The 26,770-nt window shown below is 61.6% G+C and carries 12 protein-coding genes and 1 pseudogene; 5 read left to right on the top strand and 8 right to left on the bottom strand.

The window, feature by feature from the left end:
* Nucleotide 1 precedes the first annotated feature (1 nt).
* The 4 genes from AB4O16_RS06605 to AB4O16_RS06590 all read right to left on the bottom strand — a co-directional run bounded on the left by AB4O16_RS06605 (nt 2) and on the right by AB4O16_RS06590 (nt 5,974).
* Nucleotides 2–1,132, bottom strand: coding sequence for a carbon-nitrogen hydrolase family protein (locus AB4O16_RS06605; protein ID WP_160385812.1), 1,131 nt, complete (start codon nt 1,130–1,132; stop codon nt 2–4).
* 428 nt (nt 1,133–1,560) lie between these two features.
* Nucleotides 1,561–2,889, bottom strand: a complete 1,329-nt coding sequence (locus AB4O16_RS06600; protein WP_460157343.1) for a TolC family outer membrane protein — start codon at nt 2,887–2,889, stop codon at nt 1,561–1,563.
* Nucleotide 2,890: 1 nt separating this feature from the next.
* Complete coding sequence (locus tag AB4O16_RS06595) at nt 2,891–4,231, bottom strand: HlyD family type I secretion periplasmic adaptor subunit (protein ID WP_160385814.1); 1,341 nt, start codon at nt 4,229–4,231, stop codon at nt 2,891–2,893.
* Between the two features lie 6 nt (nt 4,232–4,237).
* Nucleotides 4,238–5,974, bottom strand: coding sequence for a type I secretion system permease/ATPase (locus tag AB4O16_RS06590; RefSeq protein ID WP_160385815.1), 1,737 nt, complete (start codon nt 5,972–5,974; stop codon nt 4,238–4,240).
* Nucleotides 5,975–6,644: 670 nt separating this feature from the next.
* Here AB4O16_RS06590 and AB4O16_RS06585 point away from each other — a divergent pair.
* From AB4O16_RS06585 to AB4O16_RS06570, 4 genes and pseudogenes are all read left to right on the top strand, one after another.
* Nucleotides 6,645–17,909, top strand: coding sequence for a peroxidase family protein (locus tag AB4O16_RS06585; protein ID WP_460157342.1), 11,265 nt, complete (start codon nt 6,645–6,647; stop codon nt 17,907–17,909).
* 169 nt (nt 17,910–18,078) lie between these two features.
* Nucleotides 18,079–18,654, top strand: coding sequence for a hypothetical protein (locus AB4O16_RS06580; protein ID WP_160389203.1), 576 nt, complete (start codon nt 18,079–18,081; stop codon nt 18,652–18,654).
* Between the two features lie 168 nt (nt 18,655–18,822).
* Complete coding sequence (locus AB4O16_RS06575) at nt 18,823–20,862, top strand: oxidoreductase (RefSeq protein ID WP_460157341.1); 2,040 nt, start codon at nt 18,823–18,825, stop codon at nt 20,860–20,862.
* Between the two features lie 77 nt (nt 20,863–20,939).
* A pseudogene (locus tag AB4O16_RS06570) lies at nt 20,940–21,857 on the top strand (1-aminocyclopropane-1-carboxylate deaminase/D-cysteine desulfhydrase); the annotation flags it as partial.
* 24 nt (nt 21,858–21,881) lie between these two features.
* Here the strand turns inward: AB4O16_RS06570 and AB4O16_RS06565 are convergent.
* The 3 genes from AB4O16_RS06565 to AB4O16_RS06555 form a co-directional block, all read right to left on the bottom strand.
* Entirely contained in the window at nt 21,882–22,442 is a 561-nt protein-coding gene (locus AB4O16_RS06565; RefSeq protein WP_160389206.1) for a cytochrome b, read from the bottom strand.
* Between the two features lie 245 nt (nt 22,443–22,687).
* Nucleotides 22,688–23,515: a phosphonoacetaldehyde hydrolase gene (gene phnX, locus AB4O16_RS06560; protein ID WP_160389207.1), complete on the bottom strand. Its 828-nt coding sequence runs from the start codon at nt 23,513–23,515 to the stop codon at nt 22,688–22,690.
* Nucleotides 23,516–23,638: 123 nt separating this feature from the next.
* Complete coding sequence (locus AB4O16_RS06555; RefSeq protein ID WP_160389208.1) at nt 23,639–24,748, bottom strand: 2-aminoethylphosphonate--pyruvate transaminase; 1,110 nt, start codon at nt 24,746–24,748, stop codon at nt 23,639–23,641.
* Nucleotides 24,749–24,857: 109 nt separating this feature from the next.
* Between AB4O16_RS06555 and AB4O16_RS06550 the strand changes: the two genes are divergently transcribed.
* Nucleotides 24,858–25,721 carry a LysR substrate-binding domain-containing protein gene (locus tag AB4O16_RS06550; RefSeq protein ID WP_154861372.1) on the top strand — a complete coding sequence of 288 codons (864 nt, stop codon included), beginning with the start codon at nt 24,858–24,860 and terminating at the stop codon, nt 25,719–25,721.
* A gap of 101 nt (nt 25,722–25,822) precedes the next feature.
* Here AB4O16_RS06550 and AB4O16_RS06545 read toward each other — a convergent pair whose 3' ends face one another.
* A complete protein-coding gene (locus tag AB4O16_RS06545; RefSeq protein WP_110660817.1) occupies nt 25,823–26,695 on the bottom strand; it encodes a LysR family transcriptional regulator in 873 nt (290 codons plus the stop codon).
* Nucleotides 26,696–26,770 lie beyond the last annotated feature (75 nt).

Raw genomic sequence — 26,770 nt, 5'->3', positions numbered from 1 at the left:
CTTACAACCAGAGGTTCAGCAAGCGCGCACCCTGGGCGTTGCCATCGGCGAAGTGCTGGCCGTTGCGACTGAGAAAACTGTGCCCGGCGCTGCCCTGATCCCAGAACTGGCCCCGCAGGAACACACTCATGCCTGCAACTGCCTGACTGTCCGGTACCCGGGTCGCGAGGTTCAGGCGCTGCCAGGCCTGGCCTTCGCTGACCTCTCCAGGCTTGAGGGTGACCTGCGCCGGCTCCGATGAGCTCCTGTAGCCGCGCCACGGCTGCTCCCAGGTGCCTCGGCCGGCGACAAAGGCCGGTACCGCAACCAGCTGGACATTCTGGTCGTTGAGCTTGAGGTAGTTTTCCGGGTACCAGCTGTCGTGGCCGATCAATACGCCCAGTCTTCCTGCGGGGGTATCAACGACGTTGAGCGACCGCTCGGCGTTCGCCTTGATCCCGCTCTGTTCGGCGAAGAAGGGGTGCATCTGGCGCTGGGGCTGGCCGATCGGCAGGCCGTCGTTGTTGAAGACCACGCTGCTGTTGTAGAGCGCGCCGCGACCTGTTTTCAAGGTGCCATCGACGATGCTCGGCTCGGGCAGCACGATGGAGCCCGCGACCAGCGTCACGTGGAATTCCCTGGCCAATCCGCCGAACAATGCCTGGTAGTCCCTGGCCATCGCCTTGGCTTTCATGCGCAGGTGCGCATCGTCCAGGCGGTTGCCGCCGTCGGCGCTGATCAGCGCCCTGGCGAACTTCAGGGGATTGCTCACCGCCAGCCAGTTCATGGCTTCCTTGAGAGAGCTGGCCTGATACAGCTCATCCTTCTCGCCGCTGACCATCAACCAGGTACCGACGTGTTCCGGCAATACCACGACGGTCTTGCCGTTCAACAAGCCCTGGTCCCGGGCCGCTTGCAAATAGGCCGCGAGCTTGCGGTGCAAACGCTCGGGGCTTTGATAATCGGTAGGAAACAGTTCGGGCTGAATGCCCAGCAGATTGCCACGGTCCGCAGGCGTGCCCTGGTCGACAGCCAGGTTGATCCGCAGGTCTGAAAGGTAATGACCCACCGGCCGGTCGGCGGCCCACATCGCGTAGGTCGTGAGGGCGGCGAGCAATGCCATGGAGAATGTCAGGTACAAGAGTTTGCGCATGGGGACACAGTTTACAGTCTGGAGACGGGCGTGGCTTTTGATTTGAAAGCGGATCGAGGATAAATGGAATCAAAGGCTGGGTGGGCACTTTTCAACGCTGATGTATTTTTTGGCTTTCACTGGCGTGGAGGTCACACGATCTCTTGTAGGAGCCGGCAAGCCGGCTCCTACAGGTATTGCGCGGTCCCTTGTGGGAGCGAGCTTGCTCGCGATGGTCGTTAACGATAACGCGTGTGAACCGGATAAACGCGGCGCTCTTGAGTCCATCGCCGGCAAGCCGGCTCCTACAGGGTTTGGAGGTCACACAGTCCCTTGTAGGAGCGAGCCTGCTCGCGATGGACGTCAACGATAACGCGGGTGAACTGGATGGACGCGGAGCTCTTGAGTCCATCGCCAGCAAGCCGGCTCCTACAGGTCTGTGTGCGACACTAGTTGGTGACCAGCAGTTCCGGGCCGAGGTATTCGTTGATCTGCTCGATATCGTCGTCGCCCAGGCTGCCCACCGAAGAGGCCAGGCGCAGGCGTGACATCAGATAGCGCAACTTGGCGTCGAACAGGTCGTGACGCGCAACGAAGAGCAGCTCTTCGGCATTGAGGACATCCGAGTTGGTGCTGGTGCCACCTTCCTTGAAGCCCTTGCGTGACGATGCCAGAGAGCGTTCGTTGGACGCTACCGCCTTCTCCAGTGCGCGAATGCGTTTGGCGCCGCTCAGGATGCCTTGATACTCACGGGTGGTTCCGGTGATGACTTCCTGGCGCGCGGCGTCAAGTTCGTCCAGGGCTTTGTCGCTATTGGCGGCGGCCTGGCGCGTCAGTGCGCTGACGCCGCCACCGCTGTACAACGGAATATTGACTTCCAGCCCGACCGAGCCGTAGTGGTTGCGTTGATTCAACTCGGAGAGCGACTGGCTTTCGCCCGCCGTGTAACCAGCGATGAAATCCAGGGTTGGCCAGTGGCCGGCCCTGTTGCGCTTGACCTCTTCTTCGGCGAGGTCGCGGCTGTAACGGCGTGCATGGATCAGCGGGCTATCGGCCTGGGCCTTGACCAGCCAGTCCTGCAGGTTGCTCGGCAGCAGCGGTGGTGTATCGAAGCTCGGGCGCAAGGTGGTCAGTGATTCAGGGGTTTCGCCGATGTATTCCTCAAGTTTGCGGCGCGCGTTGACCAGGTTGTCCTGGGCTTCGATCAGTTCGGCTTCGGCGAGGTCGCGGCGAGCGAGCGACTCGTCGATGTCGGTAATGGTGCCTGCCCCCAACTCCATGCGCCGTTTCGCCGAGGCGAGTTGTTCATCGAAGGCGCTGAGCTTGGATTTGGCCAGGGAAATGGTTTCGCTGGCCAGGAGCACATCGAAATAGCTTTCGGCCAGGCGCACCGCAGCATCCTGGCTCTTGGCATCGAATACTGCGTTGCTGTAGTCGGCACGCTGATGACCCTGGCGGTACTCGGCCATTTTCTGTTTGTTGAACAAAGGCTGGCGCAGGCGCACGTTGGCGCCCTTGGAGTCGTAGTGCAGATCGTTGTCGATGTTGTTCTGGCTTTGCGAGCCATTGACCTTGTTGTTGTAGGCCGAGGCATTGATCTGCGGCAGCAGGCCAGCCTTGCCGATGGCGCGATTTTCGCCGCCGGCTTGTTTTTCATGCACGGCGGCCTGGTAGATAGGGCCCTGGTATTGCAACAGATCCCAGGCTTGCTTGAGATCCATTGCATCGGCCGGCAGGGCCAGCCCGAGCAGGCAGTAGAGCAGGCAATGACGGTCCATTTCATTGTTCCTTGAATGAGCTGTCCACACGTTCGAGCATTGGTTTAAGAAGATAGCTCATCATGTTGCGTTCGCCGGTCTTGATGGTGACGCTGGCGGGCATGCCAGGGCGAATGTGATTGGTACCCAGCAGGCTCATGCCGTCGGGCGTGACTTCTACCTGGGCCAGATAGAACGGTTGCTTGCTTTCCTCGTCCATCAGGCGGTCGGCGGAGATGGTCTTCACGCGGCCGGGGATGTTGGGTGTCTTGGCATGGTTGAAGGCCGGGAAGGAAATGTCCACGGGCAACCCGGGCACCATCTTGTCGATGGCCTGCACGGGAATCATCGCGTCGACCTGCAGCGGTTGGTCGAGCGGAACGATTTCCATGATCTTGAAGCCGGGTTGAATGACCCCGCCGACCGTGGCGATGCTCAGGCCCTGGACCACGCCGTCGATCGGCGAGCGAATCACCGTGTGGGTCACTTCATAGTCGAGTGCGCGCAAGCGGTCGGCCAATGTGGTGTTTTCCTTGGCGGTTTCCGTCAGCTGCGATTCGACTTCCTTCAGGTAATCGTGCTGACGCTGCAGGATGCGCAGCTTGATCTCGGTGGTCTGGCTGCGTATGCGGGCGATGTTGTTGAGGTTCTCGGCCTGGCCGGCGGAGAGGTCGGCGTTGCTGCGTTCCAGCTCGAGCAGGCGGTTGCGTGGCACATAGCCTTCGGCCGACAGCACGCGGGTGCCTTGCAGTTCCTGATTGAGGAAGTTGATCTGCGAGGCGCGGGCGGCATAGACCTGCTGCAGGCCCTTTTGTTGCACTGCCGATGCCGCGAGGTTCTCCTGCAGGATGCTGATTTCGCCAGCGAGTCCGGCACGACGGGTGTCGAGCAGGCGCTGCTGCAGATCCATGGCGGCCTCCAGACGGTAATCGCCCTTGAAGCGCTTGAGCAGCTCGGGGTCGAAGGCCACCACATCGCGACCGTCACGCTCCGCTTCCAGGCGGTTTTCCACGGTCTTGCTGACGATGTACTGGGCGCTGATCGCACCCTCTTCGGCAGCGGCACGCAACGAGTCGAGGCGAACCACCTCCTGTCCTTTTGTCACCAGGTCGCCTTCGCGAACAAGGATGGCCTCCACGGTGCCGCCGCTCAGGTGCTGTACGGCTTTGCGATTGCTGGTGACTTTGACCGTGCCGGTCGCGACCACGCCGGCATCCAGCGGGGCCAGCCAGGACCACAGGAGGAAACCGCCGAAGCCGGCGAGCACCAGCCACACGCCCCAACGCGCGGGCCTGGCGACGTCCAGATCGACGACGCTGCGCGGATCGGCAGGAATCATTTCGGTATGTTGGCTCAATTGCATGATCGGTCACTCCCGTGCTTTGACGGAGGCCAGCGGAGTCGACGCGCCTGCAGGCATCACACTGGCCTTGCGCAGCGCTGCGAATACTTCATCGCGGGTGCCAAGCATCTGCACGCCGCCGTCACGCAGCATCAGCACCTTGTCGACGGCGCAGAGTACGTTGGGACGATGGGAAATCAGGATGACGGTGGCGCCACGGCTCTTGAGTTCGGCCAGCGCATCGACCAGGGCCTTTTCGCCGACGTCATCGAGGTTGGCGTTGGGTTCGTCCAGCACGATCAGATTAGGCTCGCCATACAGTGCGCGGGCCAAGGCGATGCGTTGCTTCTGGCCACCGGAAAGCGGGCTGCCATCGGTGCCCAGGCGGGTGTCATAACCCTGCGGGAATCGCAGGATCATCTCGTGCACGCCAGTGATCTTGGCGGCGCGGATGACCGCTTCGCTGTCCACGTCGCCAAAGCGCGCAATGTTGTCGGCGATGTTGCCTTCGAACAGCTCCACGTCCTGTGGCAGGTAACCTAGCCAGGGGCCGAGTTCGCCCTTGTTCCAGGTGAAAATGTCCGCGCCGTCCAGGCGCACCTTGCCGGCCTGCGTCGGCCAGACGCCAACCAGCAGGCGGGCGAGGGTGGATTTGCCCGAGGCGGACGGGCCGATGATGCCAAGGCTTTCGCCGGGCACAAGGCTGAAGCTCACGCCGCGCAGAATTGTGTTGGTAGTGCCGGGGGCGCCTGCATACACATTCTCTACCGCCAGCATGCCCATTGGCCGCTGCAGCGACATGCTCGGTGGCCGGCGCGGGTAATCGGTCAACATCTCATTGAGCCGGCCCCAGGCGGAACGGCAGCCCAACAGTTGCTTCCACGATGCGATGACCTGTTCCACCGGACCCAGTGCGCGGCCGGTGAGGATCGAGCAGGCAATCATCATTCCCGGGGTGATCTTGCCTTCGATCGCCAGCAGTGCGCCGGCACCAAGGATCAGCGATTGCAGGGTGATCCGCACGAAGCGCCCGGTGCTGCTGATCAAGGCTGCGCGGTCAGAGGCCAGGGTCTGCATTTCCAGAATGCGCAAATGGCTCATGTACCAGCGCTTGCTGATCGACGGCAGCATGCCCATGGCCTCGATGACCTCGGCGTTGCGCAGGTTGTTGTTGGCGTATTGGGCAGAGGACATGGCGGCCTGGTTGGCTTCGGCGAGCGGCTTCTGCGTCGCCTTTTCCGTGAGATAGGCCAGGCCCATCAGAATCAGCGAGCCGACCAGCGTGAGCAGCCCGAGCAACGGGTGGATCAGGTAGGCGACCAGCAGGTAGATCGGCGTCCAGGGTGCATCGAAGAACGCGAACAGGGAGTTGCCGGTGACGAACTGGCGAACCTGTGAGAGATCTTGCAGGGCCTGGGCCGGATTGCCGCCGGCGCGACTCAGGTTGCGCTCGAATGCGGCGTTGAAGATGCGCCGGTTGAGATCCATGTCGAGGCAGTTGCCAACGCGGATCAGGACCTTGGTGCGGACCATCTCCAGCGTGGACATCAGCAGGAACAGACCGACCACCAACACAGTCAGCATCGTCAGCGTCGTGACGTTGCGACTGACCAGGGCTCGATCGTAGACCTGCAGCATATAAATAGCTGGCGTCAACATCATGACGTTTATCACGCCACTGAACGCGCCCAGTGTGTAAAAGCTGCGGCGCATGCGAAAGAGCGCGTCGGCCAGTTCGGAACGGATGCTCGACTGCTGGGGCATGGTGATCCTCCCACTTCGAAAAGCCGGTTGCCCATATGGCGCAACAGCTAACAGTAAATGTAGTTCCTTTAAGCGCTTATGCACACGCAGGCTGGTCGCTCTGTGGATGGCGAGTCTTCCGAAATCTCTGCGTTGCTCCCTTATGCAGGAGCGTAGGTGGCGGCGAAACACTCCGAAATAACATTTCGCTCTATACCTGCACTCGGATTTCTATATGTCTTTTAAAAACAGCTAGTTGGAAGGCTTGGCACCAGTCGTCTGTTTTAATGACGTAATATTGACAAAGGTTTGCTATGGAACTTTAGTCTTAGTTATCGGGGGCCCCGCCCGCCTGAAGCTTGCCAGCGGTTTGGCGACGCAAGGCGCGGTGATTTCCCGGAAGGAGCAGAGCATGTTGATCATTGCGTTCTTTCGCAGAGTGAAGGGGCTTCCTGGCAAGTTCGCCTTTACCTCCTGTTTCCATGGCCCGCCCAGGGCTCGTATCCGCTTTGCCTGACCGTTCGGCGGGCAATTCACTACGCGAATTCCAGGCGCGTATCCCGGGTCCCGGGTAACGCCAGCTCTCTCGCTAAAAACAAGACCAAAAAACTGCACAAGCCAGCATTTGACTTGGCGCGGGTGGACCTTCTCGTCCCGTGCCTTTACCCAAATAGATCGAGGGCAATCCAAAATGGCCAATTTCAACAAGTCGGACCTGGAGTTCATCCTCAAGCAAATCTTCATCGCGGAGGCGAATGCCGACGGCACCAGCCTCAGTGATTTGCTACCCAACAGTCAGGTGCCATTCGGCCTGCGTACCGTCGATGGCAGCCTGAACAACCTGGTCACCGGCCAGAGTGAGTTCGGCGCCGCGGACAACGCCTTCCCGCGCCTGCTTGAACCCTCGTTCCTGCCGGACTATGTCGGGACAGGGACGGTGTTCGACCCGCAACCACGGATCATCAGTAATCTGATAGTCGATCAGACCGCCAACAACCCGGCGGCCTATGCCTCAGCTTTCGACCCCGGCCTGGACGGAGTGCTCAACTTCGGTGTGGTGGGCGCGGGTAATGACGACGTCCTCAAGGATGGCGTAGAGATCGTCTCCAGCCCCGGTCTGGACGGGGTCTTCGGCACGGCCGATGACAAGGATGTGTTCTTCTTTCCCAACCAGTCGGCAGACGCCGGCCTGACCGCCGGCTTCAACTCGTGGATGACGTTCTTCGGTCAGTTCTTCGACCACGGCCTCGACCTGGTCACCAAGAGCGCTACCGACCTCGTATTCATTCCGCTGCAACCGGACGATCCGTTGTTCGTACCGGGCAGCCCGACCAACTTCATGGTGCTCTCACGTGCGGTGCGTACCGCTGGCGCGGACGGCGTAGTCGGCACTGCCGATGATGGCCAGAGCAATACCACCTCGCCGTTCGTCGACCAAAGCCAGACCTACAGCTCGCACCCCTCGCATCAGGTGTTCCTGCGCGAGTACGTCCTCAACGCGGCAGGTGACCCTGTGGCAACGGGGAACCTGATTTCCAACCGCGACCTCGGTGCCGATGGCATCTTCGGCACTGCCGATGATGGCGCCGGTGATGGCATGGCCACCTGGGCAGTGGTCAAGGCCCAGGCCCGTGACATGCTCGGTATCAACCTGACCGACGCCGATGTGCACAACGTGCCGTTACTGGCAACCGATGCCTACGGCAACTTCATCCGCGGGCCTAACGGCATGCCGCAGGTAGTGATTCGCGTCAGCAACGGTGCCGACGGCATCGCGGGCACGGCGGATGACGTCACTCAACTGGTCGAAGGCAACCGCGCAGCGCCCATCAGTCTGACCAACGCCGTGAGCACCGGGCACGCCTTCCTTGACGACATCGCGCACAATGCCGCGCCGGTCGTCGTTGGCGGGGTTCTGCAGGCGGATGGCGACGCCCTGGTCGGTAATGCGCAGCCCACTGGCCCGACCGGCAACAACCTGACCTATGACAACGAACTGCTCGACGCCCACTACATTGCCGGCGACGGCCGGGCCAACGAGAACATCGGCCTGACCACCGTGCACCATGTGTTCCACTCCGAACACAACCGCCTGGTCCAGCAGTCCAAGGACACCATCCTGGCCTCCGGCGACCTGGCCTTCCTCAATCAGTGGCTGGCTGACGACGTGACCGCAATACCGACTACACCTGCCGGGATCGCGGCGTTGGTGTGGGACGGCGAACGCCTGTTCCAGGCCGCCAAGTTCGGTACCGAGATGCAGTACCAACACCTGGTGTTCGAAGAGTTCGCGCGGACCGTGCAGCCGCAGGTCGACGAGTTCCTCGCGCCCAACGGCTACGACACCTCGATCAACCCGGCGATCCTCGCCGAGTTCGCCCACGTGGTGTACCGCTTCGGTCACTCGATGTTGACCGAGACCGTCGATCGCTTCGACCCTGCGTTCAATCCGCTGCTCACTGATCCGAACAATCCGGACTCGCAACTGGGCCTGATCGCGGCCTTCCTCAATCCGCTGGCGTTCGCCGGCAGCGGTGCGACCGCAGACGAGGCGGCAGGTGCGATCATTCGTGGCGTGACCCGCCAGCTCGGCAACGAGATCGACGAGTTCGTCACTGAAGCCTTGCGCAACAACCTGCTCGGCCTGCCGCTCGATTTGCCGGCCCTGAACCTGGCGCGTGGTCGTGACACTGGCATCCCTACCTTGAATGAAGCGCGTCGTGATATGTACGGAGCGACCGGCGACAGCCAGCTGAAGCCGTACATCAGTTGGGCTGACCTGGTGGACCACCTCAAGCACCCCGAGTCGCTGGTCAACTTCATCGCGGCCTATGGCACACATAGCTCGATTACGTCGGCGACCACGCTGGCAGACAAACGCGCTGCTGCCCTGGCGCTGGTATTCGGTGGCGCGGGTTCGCCTGCCGACCGCCTGGACTTCCTCAATAGCACCGGTGCCTGGGCCAACGTAACGCAGGCCGGCGCGGATGGGGTAGTGGGTACCGCAGACGACGTGACGGGCGTGACGATCACCGGGCTCGACGATGTCGACTTCTGGGTCGGTGGCCTCGCCGAACAGAAAATGCCGTTCGGCGGCATGCTCGGCTCGACGTTCAACTTCGTGTTTGAAACCCAGCTGGAAGCGTTGCAGAACGGCGACCGCTTCTACTACCTGTCGCGTACCGCGGGCCTGAACTTCGGCACTGAGCTTGAGAACAACTCGTTTGCCAAGTTGATCATGCTCAACAGCGATGTCACCCACCTGTCGAACACCGTGTTCCTGACACCGACCTTCACTCTCGAAGTGAATCAGGCCAATCAGTTCACCGGCCTTGGCGTGGGTGGCCACGACGATCCGACCGGCGGCATCATGATCAACGGCGTGGAAGTCGTGCCGCTGGTGATTCGCGACAACCCCGACACCCCCGGTGCGGACACCAATTACCTGCAGTACACCGGTGAAGATCATGTGGTCATGGGCGGCACCGCCGGCAATGACATCATCATTTCCGGTGATGGCGATGACACCGTTTACGGCGACGCCGGCAACGACCGCCTCGAAGGCGGTGCGGGGAACGATGCGGTGCTGGGCGGCGATGGCGATGACATCATCAGCGACTCGTTCGGCGACAACCGTCTGGAAGGTAATGCCGGTAACGATGTGATCGTGGCGGGCAGCATGTTTGCTTTAGGCAACCTGATCCTGGGTGGCGATGGCCAGGACTTCATCATCACCACTGAAGACATCACCACCACCTTCGGTGGCCAGGGTGACGACTTCATCCTCGGTGCCAAGACCAACCTGCCACCGACCGGTAACGAAGGTGATGACTGGATCGAGAAAGGCACCCAGGACGGTGCGCCAGGCGATAACTTCTCGCCGCTGCTCAATGACGACATCATCGGCAACGATATCTTTGTCGGTGGCGGTGGCTTCGACGAAATGATCGGCGAGGGTGGCGATGACATCTTTGTCGGCAGCGATGCCCAGGACAAGATGGACGGCATGTCCGGCTTCGACTGGATCACCTACAAGAATGACAAGGTTGGCGTGACCGCTGACCTGAGCCTGGCCGCGCTGGCGCAGCCACACGGCAACGCGCCAAACCAGAACGCCGGGGTATTCAATCCGGTCGGCGCCTCGCCGGCCTCGATTCTCGACCGTTTTGCCGAGGTCGAGGGTTTGTCCGGTTCGAGCTTCGGCGACGTGCTCAAAGGCGATGATGTCGATGCTGACACCATCATCAACCACGGTGGTGCCACGGGCAGTGCACTGACCAATGTCGCGTTGATCCGCGGACTGGATCAGTTCCTGGCCGATGCCGGCTTGCCGGTTACCGGCTTTGCCACTGGCAACATCATCCTTGGCGGCGATGGCAGTGACCTGATCGAAGGTCGCGGTGGTGACGACCTGATCGACGGCGACAAATGGATCAACGTCAGGATTGCCGTTTATGCCCCTGGCGACGTCAACCATACGGGCCCTGAGGTCGCCTCCTTCGACAGCATGGTCGATATGATCCCGTTCATGATCGACGGTACCATTAACCCCGGTCAGCTCAAGGCCGTGCGGGAAATCATGCCGGGTACCTCGACGGGCGGGGCGGCCTTCGACACCGCCATTTACTCCGGGGTTGCCTCCGAGTACACGGTTACCGTTGATGACCGCGGCACGGTCGATCTGGCGGACGATGTCTATACGGTGACAGATAGCGTAGCGGGCCGCGACGGCACCGATACCCTGCTGCATATCGAACGCCTGCAGTTCTCCGATGAGCAGCAAGTGCTGGTACCGGGGCTCAATGCCCAGCCGACTGGCAGTCCGGCTGTCATCGACGGCAACGGCGGTGCGATAGTCGTGGGCGACACGCTGACGGTCAACGTGAACGCGTTGCGCGATGCCGACAACATCACGGCGGGTAATCCGCTGGGCTTGATCAATAGCTCGGTGTCCTACTACTGGCAGTTCGAGTCAACGCCAGGCAGCGGCGTTTTCGAGGACATCATCCTCTTGCCGGCCGGCGACCTGGCATTCCAGAGTGCCGACGGCACCACGTTCAAGGTCTCTCCCGACCTTGCCGGGTTGTCGTTGCGGGTCAAGGCGATCTACCAGGATGCTCATGGCACCACTGAAGTGTTGTTCTCTGAGCCGACTGGTGTAGTAGCTCCCGGCACGCCGGTGGTACCGACGGCGCCAGTACCTGTGGTGGATGCCAGCGCGGGTGGCGCGGGCCTGCACATGGTCCGCTCCGACCTCAACTTCATTCTTGACCAGATCAAGATTGCCGAGGCTGAAGCGTCTGGTCAGGACATCCTCTCGCTGATCCCGAACATTCGCGCGCCGTTGGGCCTGCGTGCGGTCGACGGGTCGAACAACAACCTGATGAACCTCAATGGCCACAACAACACCGAGTTTGGTGCCGCCGACAACGTCTTTCCGCGCTTGAGCGATCCGGTCTTCAATCCGGCGGAAGGTGTGCCTGCCGGCTTCTTCGGCCCCGGCTCGCCGGCCGTCCCTGGATCGTCGTATGCGCAGAACGCCGGCAATGTGTTTGACTCGCAGCCGCGCACCATCAGTAACCTGATCTCCGACCAGACGTCGAACAACCCGGCGGCCTATGCCGCGGCCCACGACGTGGGCGCGGACGGCGTGCTCAACTTCGGCGCGGTGGGTAACGACGACGTGCTCAAGGATGGCGTACGGGTAGTCGCCAGCCCTGGCCTGGACGGTCAGTTCGGTACTGCCGACGACCAAGATGTGTACATGTTCGAGAACACCGCGGCGGATGCGGGGCTGTCCGCACCGTTCAACTCCTGGATGACGTTCTTCGGGCAGTTCTTCGACCATGGCCTGGACCTGGTGACCAAAGGCGGTTCGGGCACCATCTTCATCCCGCTGCAACCGGATGATCCGCTGTTTGTGCCAGGCGGCAACACCAACTTCATGGTGGTGACCCGCGCGACCAACCTGCCTGGGGCGGATGGCATTCTCGGCACGGCCGATGACATCCATGAGCAAACCAACACCACGACGCCGTTCGTGGACCAGAACCAGACCTATAGCTCGCACCCGTCGCACCAGGTGTTCCTGCGCGCTTATGACCTTACCGCTGATGGCCCCGTCGCCAACGGCAGGTTGATCACTAACCGTGACCTGGGCGCGGATGGCACATATGGTACCGCGGACGACGTCGAAATCGGGGGCATGGCGACCTGGAAGGTAGTCAAGGCTCAGGCCCGCGACGTTCTGGGCATCAACCTGACCGATGCCGACGTCGATAACTCCCCACTGTTGGCGACAGACGCCTATGGCAATTTCATCAAGGGGCCGAACGGCTTCCCGATGGTTGTGATGAGGGGGGCTGACGGCATTGGTGGTACGGCGGATGACGTGCTTGTCGAAGGCGATCCGACTTCCCCCATCAGCCTGACCACTGCTGTGCGTACCGGTCACCAGTTCCTCGTCGACATCAACAACAATGCCGCACCAGTAATCGTCGGTGGGGTTCTGCAGGCGGATACCGACGCCCTTGTCGGTAATGCGCAGCCCACTGGCCCGGCCGGCAACAACCTGACCTATGACAACGAACTGCTCGACGCTCACTACATCGCTGGCGACGGCCGGGTCAACGAGAACATCGGCCTGACCGCGGTGCATGCGATCTTCCACTCCGAGCACAACCGTCTGGTCCAGCAGACCAAGGACACCGTGCTCGATTCGGGTGACGTGACCTTCCTCAACGAGTGGCTGCTCAATCCGGTGGCAGCATTGCCAACCACCCAGGCCGAGTTCGATGCGCTGCAGTGGAATGGCGAGCGCTTGTTCCAGGCTGCCAAGTTCGGCACCGAGATGCAGTATCAACACCTGGTGTTCGAGGAGTTTGCGCGGACCATCCAGCCTAACGTTGACCTGTTCTTCGCTCCGACCCAGGTCTATGACGTCGACCTCGATCCCTCGATCGTCGCCGAGTTCGCCCACACCGTGTACCGGTTCGGCCACTCGATGCTGACCGAGACGGTCGATCGCTACGACATCGACTTCAACGTGGTGGGCGATCCGGCCAGCGCCAATCCCGATCAGCAACTGGGCTTGATCGCGGCGTTCCTCAACCCGTTGGCGTATGCCGCCAGTGGCGTGTCGCCAGAGGATGCGACCAGTGCGATCGTGCGCGGGGTGACCCGGCAAGCCGGTAACGAAATCGACGAGTTCGTCACCGAGGCGCTGCGTAACAACCTGCTCGGCCTGCCGCTCGACCTGCCGGCGATCAACATCGCCCGTGGCCGCGACGTAGGGATTCCTTCACTCAACGCGTTCCGTCGCGACATCTACAGCCAAACCGGTGACACCCAACTCAAGCCGTACAACAGCTGGGTCGACCTGGTGCAGCACCTCAAGCATCCAGAGTCGTTGATCAACTTCATCGCGGCCTACGGTACGCATGCCTCGATCACGTCGGCGATCACGATGGATGCCAAACGCGATGCAGCCCTGGCACTGGTGTTCGGTGGTGTGGGTGCCCCGGCTGACCGCCTGGACTTCCTCAACGGTACCGGTGCCTATGCCAACGTGACGCTGCCCGGCAGGGATGGAGTGCTGGGTACTGCCGACGACCTGAAGGGAGTGACGGTCACGGGCGTCGATGCCATCGATATGTGGATTGGCGGCCTTGCCGAACAGAAAACGCCGTTCGGCGGCATGCTCGGCTCGACCTTCAACTTCGTGTTCGAGAACCAGATGGAAAAACTGCAGGACGGCGATCGCTTCTACTACCTGGAGCGTACCTCTGGCCTGTCGATGAACGCGGAGCTTGAAAGCAACTCGTTCGCCAAGCTGATCATGGCCAACACCTCGGCCACGCACCTGCCTGGCCTGGTGTTCTCGGACCCTGGCTTCTACCTGGAAGTGGATCAGGGCAAGCAATTCAACGAAGGCCTGCTCGCGGTCGATCCACTTGGCCCGAACGGCGAACAGGTGGTGTTCCGCGACAACCCGCTGACCGTGGGCGCGGACACCAACTACATCCGCTACAGCGGTGACGAGCACATCGTGCTGGGTGGTACCGACGGCAACGACATCCTCATCTCCAGTGAAGGCGACGACACGGTCTGGGGCGACGGCGGCAACGACCGCATCGACGGCGGTGACGGCAACGACCAGCTGCGTGGCGGCGCTGGCGACGACATCATCACCGACACCGGTGGCGACGATAACATCCAGGGTGGCGACGGCAACGACGTGCTGCACGGCGGCAATGGCGTCAACCTGATCATTGGCGGGTTCGGCAGCGACTTCATCGTCACCGGTGAAGACGCCTCCGAAGCGATTGGTGGCCAGGGCAACGACTTCATCCTGGGCAGCAAGGCCAACGAACAGGACATGGGTAACGAAGGCGACGACTGGATCGAGAAGGGCACCTCGGACGGTGCACCTGGCGACAACTTCGATCCGCTCGGCAACGATCCGGTGATCGGCAACGATGTATTCGTCGGCGGCAACGAGAACGATAAGTTCAACGGCGAAGGCGGCGACGACATCATGGTTGGCAGCCTCGGCTTTGGTGACCGCTATATCGGCGGCTCGGGCTATGACTGGGCGACCTTCAAGGATCTCGCCCAGGGCGTGACCATCGATTACAGCGACCGCTTCTTCGATGTGCCACCGATGCCGGGTTCGGGAGCCTCGGCGCTGGTGCGCTTCGACATCATGGAAGGCCTGTCGGGTTCGACACACGGTGACTTCCTGCGCGGTGATAACGAAGATGCGACATCGCTACCTACCGCGGGTGCAACCGGCAGTGTTCTGACCAACATCAGTCTGATCAACGGCCTGTCCGATCTACTGGCAGCCGGAGCGACGTTCTACGACGGCGGCAACATCATCCTCGGTGGTAGCGGCAGCGACCTCATCGAAGGTCGCGGCGGTGACGACATCATCGATGGTGACAAGTGGCTGAACGTACGCATCAGCGTACGGGCAAACGCTGATGGTACCGGCGCGGAAATCGCCAGTTTCAACAGCATGGAGCCGCTGGTGCCGTTTATGCTCAACGGTACCTACAATCCGGGCCAACTGGTCGTCGTGCGGGAGATTCTGGCCGGCACTGACAACTTCGACACCGCGGTGTATTCCGGTAATGCGTCGGAGTACACCGTCACGCTCGACGGCAATGCCGTCGTCGTGACCGACCTGGTGGCGGGCCGTGATGGTGTCGATCGTCTGACGGGCATCGAACGCCTGCAGTTCTCTGACCAGGCGCAGGCGACCGGAGTGGGCACCGCTGTGAACAGTGGACCTGTGGGGCGTCTGGCAATTCTCGACGCTACTACCGGTGCGCGTGACGATACGCCTGTCGCCGGTCAGTTGCTGCGGGTCAGCAGTCAGTCGATCCGCGACCTGGACAGCGTGAGTGCAACCAATGCGACCGGTGCGGTTACCGGTCCCGTGTCTTACTACTGGCAAGTCGAAAACGTTGCTGGCTCGGGTGTCTATGAAGACATCACCTTCGTCGCCGCAGGCGAGGTATCGCGGGCGATCGGCGCCACCTACCGGGTGGCGGATGATGTCGCCGGCCTGAACATCCGTGTTCGGGCGGTGTATCAGGATGGCAATGGCACGCTGGAGTTTGTCTCCTCGTCGGCGAACAACACACCGACGGCAGGGCCAACCGTCACCGGGCTTGCAACACAGAACCAGGTGTTGACCGCCGACCCGTCGAGCATCATCGACGTCGATGGCCTCAGCAATCCGCAGTTCACCTTCCAGTGGCAGGTGACCAACGGGGTTACCTTCGTCAACATCGCCGGTGCCACCGGCAGCACGCTTACGCTTGGCCAGGCTCAGGTCGGCAACCAGGTGCGCGTGGTGGTCAGTTACGTGGATGACTTCGGTGTCGCTGAAAGCGTGCCGTCCGATGCCACGGCGCCGGTGGTCAACGTCAACGATGCACCGACAGGTGCGTTGCTGATCAGCGATACCACACCGACTCAAGGGCAGGTGCTGACCGCACAGACGGCCGCGATTGTCGATCCGGACGGCGTGGGCGCATTCAGCTATCAATGGCAGCAAGGTACCGGGACTACCTTCACCAATATCGCTGGCGCGACTGGCGTGAACTTCACCCCAGGCGCGGCGCAGATCAACCAGCAAATCCGGGTGATCGCGCGCTACACCGATGGCTTCGGCACACTGGAGTCGGTGACCTCTGCGGCGACGGCGCTGGTCGTGCTGCTGGGTGCGGTACAAACGGGTGACGCCCTGGCGAACACCCTCAACGGTACCGCCGGTAGCGATGTGCTGTTTGGCCTGGCCGGAAACGATACGCTCAATGGCCTGGGGGGTGTCGACCAGTTGTTTGGCGGCATCGGCGACGACACTCTCAACGGCGGGGATGGCAACGACTTCCTCAATGGTGAGGAAGGCAATGACTTCCTCAATGGCGGTGCGGGCAATGACCAGATGCTGGGCGGAGTCGGCAACGACACCTACCGCGTCGACTCGGCCGGGGATGTGCTGACCGAGTTGGCCGGCGAGGGTGCGGACTCCGTACAGACCACGCTGGCCAGCTTCACACTGGGCGCCAACATGGAGCACATGATCTATCTCGGCGCCGCCAACTTCACCGGCAACGGCAACGCGTTGAACAACATCATGACCGGTGGGACGGCCAATGACACCCTCAACGGCGGTGACGGCAACGACACACTGATAGGTGCAGCCGGCAACGACTTCCTCAATGGCGGTGCGGGCAATGACCGGATGGTCGGTGGCGCCGGCAACGACACCTTCCGCGTCGATTCGAGCGGAGACCAGGTGGTCGAGACGGCGGGTGAGGGTGCGGATTCCGTACAGACGACACTCAACAGCTACACATTGGGTGCCAACGTCGAGCACATGATCTTCACCGGAACCGGCAACTTCACCGGCAACGGCAACGAGCTGGCCAACATCATCACTGGCGGGGTGGGTAATGACACCCTCAGCGGCGCTGACGGCAACGACACCTTGCTCGGTGGAGCCGGCAACGACTTCCTCAACGGTGGTGCGGGCAATGACCGGATGGTCGGTGGCGTCGGCAACGACACCTTCCGCGTCGACTCGACCGGGGACCTGGTGACCGAGGTGGCGGGTGAGGGTGCGGACTCCGTACAGACAACACTCAACAGCTACACACTGGGTGCCAACGTCGAGCACATGATCTTCACCGGCGTCGGCAACTTCAACGGTACCGGCAACGCATTGAACAACATCATTACCGCTGGAGCCGGTAATGACACGCTCAACGGCGGTGACGGCAACGACACCTTGCTCGGTGCAACCGGCAACGACTTCCTCATTGGCGGTGCGGGCAATGACCGGATGGTCGGTGGCGTCGGCGGCGACACCTTCAACGTCAATTCAACCGGGGATCTGGTGACCGAGGTGGCAGGTGAAGGTGAGGACTCCGTGCAGACGACACTCAACAGCTACACCCTGGGTGCCAACGTCGAGCACATGATCTTCACCGGCGTCGGCAACTTCGTCGGTACCGGCAACGCGTCGAACAACGTCATCACCGGCGGGGTGGGCAATGACACCCTCACCGGCGGCGACGGCGGCGACACCTTGCTGGGCGGTCTGGGCAACGACATCCTCGATGGTGGTGCCGGCAACGACGCCATGACGGGTGGTGCCGGCAACGACACGATGAATGCCAGCGCTGGCGACGATGTCTTCGTGTTCGGACTGCTGCCCTTCGGCAACGATCGGATCATCGGCTTCGATGCCAACGCGGCGGGTGGCCAGGATCTGCTCAACTTCGTCGGGGGCGGTATCACGGCTGCGACGTTCAACAGCAGTGTCAACGTTACCGATCTGGGAGCGGATACATTGCTCACCTTCGGTGCCGGCACCATCACCCTGGTAGGTGTGGGTGACCCTAACACCATCTCGGCCTCGGACTTCATCCTGGCCTCTTGATGTTCTGACAGGCACTGTCGCAAGGAACGTGGACCACGGAAGGGAGGGCAATGGATGCCCTCCCTTTCTTCTTCCACCTGATTTCCGGGTGCCAGCAGCGTACTGGAGCTCGACAAGGCAGGCCGGTACCGGGCTGCGCAATCAAATAATGAAAAAGGGAAATTCGGCCGTGAACATTTCAGCCACCTGCCTCTTGATCAGCCTGTTGGCTTCGGTTGTGGCTTCTGCCTTCGGAGCTGCCTCGGTGTTCGATCTGGACTTCACCCGATCGGCCATGGAAACCCTGAAAAAACTGGATATCGACGACGCTTGCATCATCTCCGCTTCAAGTCCTGCCGTGTTTACCTTCTGCCGAAAAAGCTCGTCGACGCTCTGGAGGTATCAGGCGCTGGATCTGGAGCAACAGGCGGCGATCCAGATTGGGCACAAGCGGTCTTCGACCGACTATCAACGAATTACCATCGTGCAACTCAACAGCGCTGCCTGCGAGCAGGATCACCTTGCCGCATTGGCTAAACCGGCTATCAGGCGTGGACTGGTGCTTGGCCTGATCACTGTGTTTTTGTTGGTCGGTCTTGGATGTACCTACCGGGCAGTCCGGTATGGCTACTATGACCAGGCCGGTCTTTCGAAGACAGATGGACAGCAAACAAGCGAATTTCAGTTACCGCAAAACTCAACTGTCATGGCGTTGGCCGCGTGGGGTATGGCAGCCATTACGGCATTTATCTACTTCGGCTTTTGAGTTTGACCGCAGAGGGCGGTTATGCCGTCAAGGGCTGCACGTTTTGATCAATAAGTTGTTATTTATGGTCATTGAGCCATGACGTCACGGCTCTTAGTCTGTCGAACATGACTGATGGGAGCCGCAGAGCTCCTGCACTTTCCGTGATCGATCGATGTGGAGTTACCGATGACCGCCGCTCAATACCCGCACCTGTTGGCTCCGCTGGACCTGGGTTTCACCACGCTGCGCAATCGCACGCTGATGGGCTCGATGCACACCGGCCTTGAAGAGAAGCCGGGTGGTTTCGAGCGCATGGCGGCGTACTTTGCCGAACGTGCCCGTGGCGGCGTCGGCCTGATGGTCACCGGCGGTATCGGCCCGAACGACGAAGGCGGTGTGTATTCCGGTGCGGCCAAGCTGACCACCGAAGAAGAGGCGCTCAAGCACCGTATCGTTACCCGTGCCGTGCACGACGCGGGCGGCAAGATCTGCATGCAGATCCTCCATGCCGGTCGTTATGCCTACAGCCCGAAACAGGTTGCGCCGAGCGCCATTCAAGCGCCGATCAACCCGTTCAAGCCCGGGGAGCTGGACGAGGAAGGCATCGAGAAGCAGATCAGCGATTTCGTCACCTGCTCGGTTCTGGCACAAACCGCCGAGTACGACGGTGTGGAAATCATGGGTTCGGAAGGTTATTTCATTAACCAGTTCCTCGCCGCCCACACCAACCACCGTACCGACCGCTGGGGCGGCAGCTACGAAAACCGCATGCGCCTGCCGGTGGAAATCGTTCGCCGGGTGCGTGAAGCGGTCGGCCCGAACTTCATCATCATTTTCCGTCTGTCGATGCTCGACCTGGTCGAAGGCGGCAGCACCTGGGACGAAATCGTGCAACTGGCCAAGGCCATCGAGCAGGCCGGCGCGACCATCATCAACACCGGTATCGGCTGGCACGAAGCGCGGATCCCCACCATCGCCACCAAAGTGCCGCGCGCGGCGTTCAGCAAGGTCACGGCCAAGCTGCGGGGTTCGGTCAATATCCCGCTGATCACCACCAACCGCATCAACACCCCGGAAGTGGCCGAGCAGATCCTCGCCGAGGGCGATGCCGACATGGTGTCCATGGCGCGGCCGTTCCTCGCCGACCCGGACTTCGTCAACAAGGCCGCGCAAGGCCGCGCCGATGAGATCAACACCTGCATCGGTTGCAACCAGGCCTGCCTCGATCACACCTTCGGCGGCAAGCTGACCAGTTGCCTGGTCAACCCGCGTGCCTGCCACGAAACCGAGCTCAACTACCTGCCGGTGCAGCAACTGAAAAAAATCGCCGTGGTCGGTGCCGGCCCTGCCGGTCTGTCCGCCGCGACCGTGGCCGCCGAGCGGGGTCACCAGGTGACACTGTTCGATTCGGCCAGCGAAATCGGCGGTCAGTTCAACATCGCCAAGCGCGTACCGGGCAAGGAAGAGTTCTTCGAGACCATTCGCTACTTCAACCGCAAGCTGCAGACCACCAACGTCGAGGTGTGCCTGAACACCCGCGTCGACGTGGCCGCGCTGGTCGAGGGCGGCTACGACGAGATCATTCTGGCCACCGGCATTGCGCCGCGCGTGCCGGCGATTCCGGGCGTGGAAAACGCCAAGGTGCTGAGCTACCTGGACGTGATCCTGGAGCGCAAGCCGGTCGGCAAGCGTGTCGCGGTGATTGGCGCCGGCGGCATCGGTTTCGACGTCTCCGAGTTCCTCGTCCACGAAGGCGTCGCCACCAGTCAGGATCGCGCCGCGTTCTGGAAGGAATGGGGCATTGATACGCACCTTGAGGCTCGCGGTGGTGTTGCCGGTATCAAGGCCGCGCCCCACGCGCCGGCCCGTGAAGTGTTCCTGCTGCAACGCAAGACGTCCAAGGTCGGCGACGGCCTGGGCAAGACCACCGGCTGGATCCATCGCACCGGTCTGAAGAACAAGCAGGTGCAGATGCTCAACAGCGTCGAATACCTGAAGATCGACGACGAAGGCCTGCACATCCGCATCGGCGAAACCGGCGAACCGCAGCTGTTGCCGGTGGACAACATCGTGATTTGCGCCGGGCAGGACCCGCTGCGTGAGTTGCATGACGGTCTGGTGTCGGCGGGGCAGAGCGTGCACCTGATCGGCGGCGCGGATGTCGCGGCAGAACTGGATGCCAAGCGGGCGATCAATCAGGGTTCGCGATTGGCGGCGCAGTTGTAATCCACTCGTCAGGCTGCTCACCACAAATCAGCTGTTAAGATGCCGGCTCTTCACCCAGAGCCGGCACCGATGCTTTCCCTCCCGACACCTGGCTACCCCAGGCTCCCCTCGAACCTCTTCACCTCGACTGGCTCGCTCAAGCCGGCATTGAAGTGGCGATCCTGCGCCTGGATCGGATCGATCCGCTGATCAGCGGCAACAAATGGTTCAAGCTCGTCGAACACCTGAAAACTGCCGACCGCCTGGGTACCGAAGGCATCATCAGTCTCGGTGGCGCGCATTCCAATCACCTTCACGCGTTGGCGGCGGCGGGCAAGCGATTCGGCTTTGCCACCGTCGGCCTGTTGCGCGGCCATCCTCAGGAAACCCCGACGGTCAAAGACTTGCAGGCGTTCGGCATGCAACTGCACTGGCTGGGTTACGCAGGCTATCGAGCGCGGCATGAGGCGGATTTCTGGCAGCCCTGGCAAACCCGTTACCCGACCTTGCATCCAGTGCCTGAAGGGGGAGGCGGGTTGCCTGGCGCCTTGGGTTGCAGGCCATTGCGGGCCGCCGTTTGCGCACAATTGCAGGACTTGGGCTGGAGCGACTACGACGGCTGGTGGCTGGCCTGCGGCACCGGCACGACGCTGGCTGGCCTGGTGCTGGCCGAAGCGGGGGAGCATCCGGTGTACGGTGCCCTGGCGGTGCCTGACGATCATGGGGTGGCGCAGATGGTCGAGCAAATCGTGCAGCAAGCCGGTGTAGTCAATGCGAGGTATGAACTGATCGATGCCAGTCGCGGCGGGTTCGCCAAGGTCGATCCGCTGCTGCTCGACTTCATCGAAAAAAACGAACAGGCCAGCGGCATTCCCCTTGAGCCGCTGTACACCGGCAAGGCCCTCATGGCCCTCAAGCAACAAGTCGAGGCGGGGAAGTTCGCCCGTGGCACGCGGCTGATCTTCGTCCACACGGGCGGCTTGCAGGGGCGGCGGGGGTTCAGTTCACAAATCTGAAAGTCACCGAAAGCCAATGTGGCCTCAGGTATCACGGTTTACGCTTTTGGGCATCATCCGCAGCAAGGTGTTATCGCCCACCACATAGTGATGATACAGCCCGGCCACGGCATGCAGGCCGATCAGCCAATAGCCGATGGTGCCGCCGAGCTCGTGCCAGCCCTGCAGTTGTTTGGCGAAATCCTTGTTTTCTGCTATCGGCATGGGCAGGTCGAAACCGTAGAACATCACCTGATTGCCTTTGGCGCTGGTGACCAGCCAGCCGAGAATCGGCGTCGCGATCATGAAAATGTACAGCGCCCAGTGCATCAGCCTGGCCAATGTCGTTTGCCATAGCGGCGAGGCGGGGAAGATCTGCGGCGCCGGGCCGAGGCTGCGTGCGAACAGTCGCAGCCAGACCAGGACGAACACGGTCAGGCCGAGCATGAAGTGTGATTCGACGATCAGCGTGCGCCCACCACTGCCCTTGGGAAACAGCCCGCGAAACTCGATACAGGCGTAAACCAGTGCCAGCAGGACCAGCATCAACCAATGCAGCGTGATCGATACGGTGCTGTAGCGCGAGGCAGAGTTCTTCCACGGCATACGATGTTCCTCACAGGTCCGGTTTAAAGCCACCGTTCTAGTCTGACGGTGTGCTTTAACTGTAATCCTGTTTCACCGGGTTTGCCTGAGGCGATTGGTCGCTGGATGCTCTGATTCGAAGAACCCCTGTAGGAGCGAGCCTGCTCGCGATGGACTCCGGGACACCACTGGGTGTCAGGCTGCCGGCGTCATCGCTGGCGACCATCGCGAGCAGGCTCGCTCCTACAGGGGCGGTGTGGCGTTTTTTAGCTCGATTGCGGCATTTCGCCGTTGGCCAGGCGCTTGTTGATGTCGGCGATCACTTGCGGCAGATCGGTGATGGTGTCGATCATGTAGTGCGGGCGCGAACTCTCGAACATCCCGTGGATGCGCTTGCGCTCGCTGTCCAACTGGTCGCTGGCCAGTGCGCGATAACCTTCGTAGTCCAGGCCCAGGGCGTTGCCCGAGCAGATCAGCGCCACGGTCCACATGCCGGCGCGGCGACCTTCGAGAATGCCTGGCACGGTGTCGTCGATCTTCACGCACGCCGCGACATCGTCGATGCCCAGGGCGATGACATTGGCCAGCGCCTGGGCGGGCCATGGGCGACCATTCGGGACTTCGTCGGTGGCGACCACGTGATCGGCCACGTAGCCGTTGGTGGCGGCCAGTTCGACCACTTTGTCCATGACCTGTTTCGGGTAGCCGGAGCAGGAGCCGATCTTGATCCCCTGCTGGCGCAGGTTGGCGATGGTCTCCAGCGCACCCGGGATCAGCGCCGAGTGCTCGGCGATTTTTTCGATCTGCAGCGGCATGAAACGCTGATAGATGGCGGTGACGTCATCGTCGGTCGGCGTGCGGCCGAACACTTTGCGATAACGCTCGGCAACTGCCGGCAGATCGCACAGGGTGCGGATGTGGTCCCATTTGCCCATGCCCATCGGGCCACGGGCCTCTTCGATGGAGACCTGGACGTCGAACTCGGCGAAGGCCTCGACGAAAATCTGCGTCGGCGCGAAGGAGCCGAAGTCGACCACGGTGCCGGCCCAGTCGAGGATGGCGGCTTGCAGTTTGGTTGGGTTGGCGTAGTTCATGAGTATCGGTGTCCTGTAGGAGCTGGCTTGCCAGCGATGAACGATAATTGGGCATGACTGATGGACCGAGGTGTGTGGATCGCTGGCAAGCCAGTTCCTACAACAGCTCGGTCGCCTGCAAGATCAGATCTCGAGCACTTCCATCTCACGCAACACTTCGGCAATCGCCGCCACGGCTTCACGCATTTCGGACGGTTGTACGTGGCCGATGCAGCCGACGCGGAAGGTTTCGACCTGGGTCAGTTTGCCGGGGTAGAGGATGTAACCCTTGGCCTTGACCCGCTCGTAGAATTCCTTGAACGCGTAGCGCGGATCTTTCGGGGCGTGGAAGGTGGCGATGATCGGCGCCTGAATGGCCGCCGGCAGGAAGCTGCGCAGCCCCAGTTTGCCCATCTCTTCCATCAAGGCCTGGCAGTTGGCGGCGTAGCGTGCGTGCCGCGCCGGCAAGCCGCCTTCTTCGTTGTATTGCAGCAGGGCTTCGTGCAGCGCCGCGACCACGTGGGTCGGCGGGGTGAAGCGCCACTGGCCGGTCTTGGCCATGTAGGCGTGTTGGTCGTACAAATCCATCGCCAGCGAGTGCGAATTGCCGGCGGCAGCAGTCAGGGATTCCTTGCGAGCGAAGACAAAACCCATGCCTGGTACGCCTTCCAGGCATTTGCCCGAGGCGGCGATCAGGGCGTCGAACGGCACCTGTTGCGCGTCCACCGGCAGCGCACCGAAGGAACTCATGGCGTCGATGATCAGGCGTTTGCCGTGTTGCGAAATGACGTGGGCAATTTCCGGCAGCGGGTTGAGGATACCGGTGCTGGTTTCGCAGTGGATCAGCGCAACGTGAGTGATACCGGCATCGGCACGCAACAGGCGGTCGACGTCGGCGGCGGTGGTCGGCTCGTCTTCGGCGGTTTCGAAGGTGCTGAACGAGCGGCCCAGCACTTCGCAGATTTTCGCCAGGCGTTTGCCGTAGGCGCCGTTGATCAACACCAGAACCTTGCCATCGCGAGGCACCAGCGTGCCGATCGCTGCCTCGACCGCGAAGGTGCCACTGCCTTGCAAGGGCACGCAGTGGTGCGTGGCGGCGCCGTTGATGATTGCCAGCAGTTGCTCGCAGAGGCTGGCGGTCAGTTGATTGAAGCGGTCATCCCATGAACCCCAGTCGATCATCATCGCCTGACGGGTGCGGGCCGAAGTGGTCAACGGCCCCGGGGTGAGCAGGATGGGTTCGGCAATACTCATTCTCGTGTCCTCGCAATCGATGGGATGAAGCTACGGGGCTTAAATTGCAATTTGCCGTGCTATCAATCAAATTGTTTATTGTTATGCCAGCCATCAGTGAGGGTTATTCATGAACCTGTTTCAGCTCCGCGCCTTCGATGCCGTGGCCCGGGAAGGCAGTTTTACCCGGGCGGCGGCGCGGCTGTTCATCAGCCAGCCGGCGGTTACCGGGCACATCAAGGCCCTGGAGGAGCACTACCAGATCACTTTGCTGCGCCGCACCGCCCGTCGAGTCGAGCTGACGGAGGAGGGCACCAAGCTGGCGGCGATCACCCGAGCGATGTTCGGCCTCGCCGAAGAGGCGCAGGTGATGCTTGAAGCCAACCGGCAATTGTTGACCGGGCGCCTGGAGGTGGCGGCGGACGGTCCGCACATGGTCATGCCGATGCTCGCCAGCCTGCGCGCGCGCTATCCGGGGATCACGGTGAACCTGCGCCTGGGCAATGCCCAGGAAACCCTGGCGGCGCTGCTGTCCGAACATGCCGACGTGGCGGTGTTGACCGAAGTCGAACCGCGCAAGGGCCTGCACCTGCAAGCGCTGAACGAATCACGGATTTGCGCGCTGGTGCCCGACGGGCATCCCTGGGCGCAAAAGACCAAAGGCGTGCAGCTCAAGGAGCTGGACCAGGTGATCATGGTGCTGCGTGAACCGAGTTCGATTACCCGGCGCACCTTCGATGAGGCTTGCGCCCAGGCCAGGGTCAATCCGCGGGTGCTGCTGGAACTGGACAGCCGCGAAGCGGTGACTGAAGCCGTGGCCGCTGAACTGGGGGTGGGGGTGGTGTCGTCGGTGGAGGTCAGCCACGACCCGCGAGTGGCGGCGGTGCCGATCATTGGCGAGGGATTGGTGAACCGGCACATGATCGGGTGCATGGAACGGCGGCGGGATTTGCGCCTGATTCAGGCGTTTTTCGGCTTGGCGCCCGTCAGGTAGACCGAGTTGTCTGTAATCGCGGGCAAGCCCGCTCCCACAGGTATCGTGTACGACCCAATACCTGTGGGAGCGTGGCTTGCCCGCGATGGCGTCAGACCTGCCTACACCAGACTCTCGCGAACCATCTGCAGAAACGTCGCCACCACCCGCCGCGAACTCTGCTCCCGCAGGCACACCAGGGTTTCAGTCAGCCGTCGTTTGCAATCGATAATCGGCAGCGCGCAAACCCGGGAGTCCGCGCCAAACTCGGCAGCCGACACCACGCCCACGCCAATCCCGACCACCACCGCTTCCCGCGCCGCCTCCCGGCCTTCGACCTGGATCGCCGGGCGAATGCGAAACCCGGCACCGGCCATTTCCTCTTCCAGTGTCTGCCGGGTCACCGAACCGATTTCCCGTAAGACCAGCGGCGTGTCGTCAAGGTCTGCCAGGGTGATGGATTCGCGGTCGGCCCACGGATGGTTGCGCGACACGAACGCGACCATCGGGTCGTTGCGCAGGGGCAGGGAGATCAACCGTTCATCGCTGACGTCACGGCCGAGCAACGCCAGGTCGGCCTGATAGTTGAACAGGCGAAACAGCGATTCATCGGTGTTGCCGGTTTCGATCTTCACGCTGATCCCGGGGTAGCGTTCACAGAACCGGGCAATTTGCGGCAGCACGTGCACCGGCGCATCCACCGCCAGAATCAGGCTGCCGGTCTGCAAGGCCTGGGAGTCCTGCAACAGTTCCTGCGCTTCGGCCTCGATCACGAAAAGCCGCTGGGTCACGCTCAGCAGACGCTCGCCAAGGTCGGTCAGGCGCACCGAGCGCTTGTTGCGGTGAAACAGCAAAACCCCGTAGCGCTCTTCGAGTTTGCGCACTTGGTCGGAAATCGCCGGCTGCGTGAGAAATAGCCGCTCGGCGGCTTTGGTAAAGCTTCCATGGACCGCCACGGCATGGAAGGCTTTGAGTTGGGCGTGGGAAACCGACACGGGAATCTCCAATAACAAGCTGGGCTTATTTTGGAAATACGATAAATCGATTTCACTTATTAATCAGTAATTGTT

The organism is Pseudomonas sp. S2_H10, from assembly GCF_054668285.1.
This window is presented reverse-complemented; position numbering and strand designations above follow the sequence as displayed.